Consider the following 5470-nt stretch of genomic DNA (forward strand, 5'->3'; position numbering starts at 1 on the left):
ACGACCTATATTCATCAATTCACTATTTTGTTATTCTGTCAATGCGTAAGTCCTAAATACGTATAAAAAACTTACGGTAGTAATATTTCTATCTTAAACTTAAAGCAAGGTATAAAATTTATCAATAAAAACTAAAAACAAGGGTTTGCTCTTCATCAAAAAAACAAGTATCTTTTTGCTTTGTTAACCTTTCGTTAATCTCTATTGTTGTGCTTTGGGAGTATCTTAGAAACGCTCACCTGAAAAGTTACTAAAAATTTGATAGCGATGCTCTCACGTCTTAGTGCAATAAAAACTCATCGCCTCACAGGTTCAATTTCAGTGTTAGCACTGACAATCAGCCTAGCAGCTTGTGGCGGACAACAAACACCAGATGGTACAGCCAGCAAGGATACGCCTTCTGGCACTGCTACCGATACTACTGCCTCTAGCCCAGCTAAATTAGACCTTGGCGGAACCGTAAAGTTAAGCGGGGCTGGTGCGACTTTTCCGGCACCACTTTACGATACCTGGTTCACTGATTTAAACAAAAAATATCCAAATCTGCAAGTTGACTACGCATCAGTTGGTAGCGGTTCTGGAGTTGAGCAATTTATCAAAGGCACTGTAGATTTTGGGGCCAGCGATGTTGCGATGAAGGATGAAGAAATTCAGAAAGTACCAGCAGATAGGGGTGTTATTTTACTGCCTGTGACTGCTGGTAGCATCGTACTGGCTTACAACTTGCCTGATGTTCCAGAACTTAAGCTGCCAAGAGCCGTTTATGCTGATATTCTACTAGGCAAAATCAAATCTTGGGATGATGCCCAAATTGCCAAGGCTAACCCAGGTGCAAAACTTCCTAAAGAAGCAATAACGGTTGTTTATCGTTCTGATGGTAGCGGAACCACTGGTGTGTTTACAAAACACGTCAGTGCTATCAGCCCGGAGTGGAAAAGCAAGGTTGGCGAAGGAAAAAGTGTCAATTGGCCTGTAGGAGTTGGTGCGAAGGGTAATGAGGGTGTTACAGCCCAAATCCAACAAACTCAAGGTTCTATTGGTTACATTGAATACGGCTACGCCAAACAAAACAATCTCAAGTTTGCTGCTTTGGAAAATAAAGCAGGAAAATTCATTGTTGATAACGATCAGTCAACCGCTAAAACTTTAGAAGCAGTAACCTTACCAGAAAATCTTCGGGCCTTTATTGCAGATCCCGAAGGTGCTGATTCATATCCTATCGTGAGCTATACCTGGCTCTTAGTTTACAAAAAATATCCTAATGCAGCAAAAGCTAAGGCAATAGAAGCCGCCATCGAATACGCTTTAACTGAAGGTCAGAAACAGGCTATTCCATTAGGGTATGTTCCTCTACCCTCAAGTGTGATCGCAAAAGTAGCTGCTGCTGCTGACCAAATCAGTCCAGAGTACAAAATTTCTGTTGCCAGTGGTACTAGCGCTAGCAAGTAAGCAAGCAATAAAACATGCCTATCCAGTAGTAACTTTGGACACAGAGTTACTATTGTATAAGTCAGTTTAAATAGATGATGAGGCGACAATTTTACTAATCTAGTTGCTTCCCATATTTTTCTCTGATTTAATCTTGAAAGTCGGTATTCATGACTACAAATTCTCAAAATCTGTCATCAGCGATGAAAAATCGCTCTGGCGCCGAAAAATCCCTAGATTTGGGTTTTATTTGGCTGACTAAAATTTTCGCTTTTGCGGTTGCTGGTACTTTATTATGGATCGGGTCGCAGGTTGCAATTGGTGCTTGGCCTGCCATTCAACAGTTTGGTGTCAGCTTTTTAGCCAATACCACTTGGAATCCGGTTAATGATACCTATGGGGTGCTACCTCAAATTTATGGAACTCTCGTGAGTTCTTTTATTGGTCTGCTGATAGCAGTCCCAATTGGCGTTGGTACTGCTATTGTATTGAGCGAGGATTTTTTACCTGCAAAAGTGAAACTGGTACTGGTTTTTGCGGTAGAACTACTCGCAGCTATTCCCAGCGTTGTCTATGGCGTGTGGGGTATTTTCGTTTTGGTGCCAATATTAACCAGCTTGGGAAAATGGCTGAATGGTTATTTTAGCTGGCTGCCATTTTTTAGCACTTCTCCTACAGGACCAGGAATGTTGCCGGCGGGAGTCATATTAGCGATTATGACTTTGCCCATCATCACAGCTTTATCCCGCGATGCCTTGATTTCTGTACCCCCCAGTTTGCGCCAAGCCTCTATCGGACTAGGAGCAACCCGCTGGGAAACGATTTTACAAGTTCTTATCCCAGCAGCCTTTTCGGGCATAGTTAGTGCTGTGATGTTGGGACTGGGCCGGGCAATGGGAGAAACAATGGCTGTAACGATGTTAATTGGCAACTCCAACAACATCAGTCTCTCTCTTTTTGCACCAGCCAATACGATTTCTTCTCTACTGGCAAATCAATTCTCAGAAGCTAGTGGTTTGCAAGTTTCGGCTTTAATGTATGCGGCTTTAATTCTATTTTTCTTGACACTAGTAGTCAATATTCTGGCAGAGTTGATCGTTCTGAGAGTCAAGCGAATATAGCTTAGTTTTGGGTTAAATTATGACTTCTAATTTTCCAGAGCGCAGTTTAACTCGCTCCGCCATGTCTCAAAGAACACTGTTTAATACAGTGATGACCGTAATCGCTTTTACCTGCGGAGTATTGGCACTTGTTCCTTTGCTAGCAGTACTTTCTTATGTGATTATTAAAGGCTTTAGCAGTCTGAATCTGGCCGTGTTTGTTGAATTGCCACCCAAAGCTCTCCAAAAAGGAGGAGGCTTTGGTAATGCCATTTTAGGCACGCTGTTGATGGTAGGAATTGCTGCCTTGATTAGTATCCCCTTTGGAGTTTTAGGGGCGATTTACATCACAGAATTTAGTTCGGCAAAAGTAGCTAGATGGGTGCGTTTTGCGGCTAACGTCCTTAGTGGAGTCCCCTCAATTATTGCTGGGGTATTCGCCTATGGGATTGTAGTTTTGACAATGGTAAAGTTGAACTTAGGATCGTATTCAGCTCTAGCTGGAGGGTTTGCACTGGCAATTTTGATGTTGCCAATTATTCTGCGAACTACTGATGAAGCGTTACAGTTAGTATCGCAAGATTTGCGACAAGCATCTGTAGGGTTGGGAGCGACTAACTTTCAAACTGTAAGTCAAGTAGTCTTACCAGCAGCTTTACCAGCTATTGTAACTGGGGCAACGCTAGCGATCGCCAGAGCATCTGGAGAAACCGCACCTTTGCTATTTACTGCTCTATTTTCTAACTTTTGGCCAGATGGTTTATTCCAACCAACAGCTTCTCTGGCTGTTTTAGTTTACAAATACGCCATTTCTCCGTTTAAAAATTGGCAATCTTTAGCTTGGGCAGCATCTTTGATTTTGGTATTGATGGTTCTAATCACAAGTATCATCGCTCGCTGGGTAACTCGCAAAAAAGCTTAGTCAGCAACCATCCACAGTGCATATCCCCATCGCTTAAACAAACACTAGATTTAATTTATGGCTACCAATACTAGGACAGTGAATGACACTGAAACCGTTTTACGGGCTGAAAATCTCAACATTTACTACGGCAAGTTTTTAGCCTTACAGAATATTTGGCTAGATATACCGAAAAATCAGGTGACTGCTTTTATCGGCCCTTCCGGTTGTGGTAAAAGTACGTTGTTGCGATGCTATAACCGTCTCAATGACCTGATTGAGTCATTTCGGGCAGAAGGTAAAATACTTTTTTACGATAAAAACTTGTATGCAGCCGATATCGACCCTGTAGAAGTGCGCCGGAGAATTGGGATGGTGTTTCAAAGACCAAACCCATTTCCCAAGTCAATTCATGACAATATTACTTTTGGAGCTAAAATCAACGGCTACAAAGGTGATTTGGATGAATTGGTAGAAAGCAGTCTCAGAAAAGCAGCTTTGTGGGATGAAGTCAAGGATAAACTACATCAAAGTGGCTCGTCTTTATCTGGTGGACAACAACAGCGGTTATGTATTGCTCGCGCGATCGCAGTCCAACCTGAAATTATACTGATGGATGAGCCTTGCTCCGCTCTTGACCCCATTTCCACCTTGCGTGTTGAAGAACTGATTCACGAACTTAAAGAGCAATATACTATTGTTATCGTCACTCATAACATGCAGCAAGCAGCGCGTGTTTCTGATAAGACAGCCTTTTTTAATGTTCGGACTTCAGAGAAAGGAACCCGTAGCGGCTACATGGTAGAGTACGATGCAACAGAATTAATTTTCAACAATCCTCAGCAGGAAGAAACCAGAGATTACGTTAGCGGCAAATTTGGATAAATATTTATTTTACATTGTTGATATTAAAGCAATGAGGGATACTCGGAAATTAAAGCAGTGCGATATTCCTCTATGTTTTTTATTTGAAGGACTTTTTTTCCTCCCCAACAAACTTCATCTCCATGCTGTCCGATGTCTATTACTTAGTTCGTTCAAAAACTGACGGGAATTATCTTATAGCTCGTCCTGATGCTGAAACATCGGGTTATTTATTGCTGTTTCAAGAAAACTTTGACGCTCTTAGCTATCTCAACACCCACGCAGCAGAAGTGGCAAATCGCTTTGCGGTGGAATCTATTGCGCGTACACAGTTGGGAAACTTGCTCAAACGCTGGGGTTTTAGCGGTGTGGGTATTGTGACTGACCCGTTGTTGCCCAAAATTGAGTTTTTACAGCACAATTAAAAGCAGTTTTGCTATCTTGAGAAAAAGTAGGCGGCTCAATTAAGAAAACCAGTTATCGAGTTGAAGTTCGTGAAAATCGGTATAGTCTGAAATATTATTTGTTACCAAAATAAGACCATTTACTTTGGCGATCGCTGCAATCTGCCCATCTGGATACGCAGAAGTTTTTCCTATAATTACCAGTCGTGCTCTTTCTGAAGCAAACCATTCAGCCGCCACGTAATTATAGGAAAGGATGGGAATATTTGGTTGGATTATCTTCTTGAGATACTGCTCAATTCTCTCTCGCCTTCTATAAGTAGGCAGACGATAGCAACCAAACAACAATTCATGCCAAGTAACAGAGGCAATAGCAAATTCTCCCTGATACTGTTGCAACCTTTGGATAACCGCTGGATTAGGTTGTGGTCTTAATGGTTCAGAGATGACGTTAGTATCGAGTAAAAAGCGACTCACAAGATGACCTCTCGTCCAGGAGACTTGTCTCGTACATCTTTCCAAACCTCATCGGGAGAAATCTCGGTTCCTTCTTCAAGGATCTCTTGACGGAATCGTTCCACAGATTCCCAAAAACCCAGCTTTGGATGCAGCAGACGCTCATATTCAGCTGTAGGCAGAATTACAGCAACTTGTTGCCCCTGTCGCATAATTTGTACTGACTCACCTTGTTCAACTTCATGAAAAATTTTATCTAGATTAGGACTTACGCATTGACAAAAAATATCACCTATGGAATCTATAGATGCTAGATA

General features: G+C 41.9%; 7 protein-coding genes. 5 read left to right on the forward strand and 2 right to left on the reverse strand.

Translation table 11 applies throughout. The annotated features are described in order from the left end of the window. Positions 1-267: 267 nt before the first annotated feature. From pstS to HWQ42_RS26140, 5 genes are all read left to right on the forward strand, one after another. Positions 268-1449, forward strand: coding sequence for a phosphate ABC transporter substrate-binding protein PstS (gene pstS, locus HWQ42_RS26120; protein WP_292738470.1), 1182 nt, complete (start codon positions 268-270; stop codon positions 1447-1449). A gap of 149 nt (positions 1450-1598) precedes the next feature. Next, entirely contained in the window at positions 1599-2549 is a 951-nt protein-coding gene (pstC, locus tag HWQ42_RS26125; RefSeq protein WP_292817114.1) for a phosphate ABC transporter permease subunit PstC, read from the forward strand. Between the two features lie 19 nt (positions 2550-2568). Further along, a complete protein-coding gene (gene pstA / locus HWQ42_RS26130) occupies positions 2569-3450 on the forward strand; it encodes a phosphate ABC transporter permease PstA (RefSeq protein ID WP_292738472.1) in 882 nt (293 codons plus the stop codon). A gap of 57 nt (positions 3451-3507) precedes the next feature. Continuing rightward, positions 3508-4314, forward strand: coding sequence for a phosphate ABC transporter ATP-binding protein PstB (gene pstB, locus HWQ42_RS26135; protein ID WP_292738473.1), 807 nt, complete (start codon positions 3508-3510; stop codon positions 4312-4314). Positions 4315-4436: 122 nt separating this feature from the next. Next, a complete protein-coding gene (locus HWQ42_RS26140; protein ID WP_289795754.1) occupies positions 4437-4718 on the forward strand; it encodes a hypothetical protein in 282 nt (93 codons plus the stop codon). Between the two features lie 39 nt (positions 4719-4757). Here the strand turns inward: HWQ42_RS26140 and HWQ42_RS26145 are convergent, their stop codons facing one another. Both HWQ42_RS26145 and HWQ42_RS26150 read right to left on the reverse strand, forming a co-directional pair. Further along, positions 4758-5174 carry a type II toxin-antitoxin system VapC family toxin gene (locus HWQ42_RS26145; RefSeq protein ID WP_292817115.1) on the reverse strand — a complete coding sequence of 139 codons (417 nt, stop codon included), beginning with the start codon at positions 5172-5174 and terminating at the stop codon, positions 4758-4760. Then, the coding region (locus HWQ42_RS26150; protein ID WP_292817116.1) for a type II toxin-antitoxin system Phd/YefM family antitoxin at positions 5171-5470 on the reverse strand (300 nt) is incomplete at its 5' end. The genes HWQ42_RS26145 and HWQ42_RS26150, both read right to left, overlap by 4 nt.

It is taken from the genome of Nostoc sp. JL23 (assembly GCF_017115065.1).
Lineage (GTDB): Bacteria > Cyanobacteriota > Cyanobacteriia > Cyanobacteriales > Nostocaceae > Nostoc > Nostoc punctiforme_A.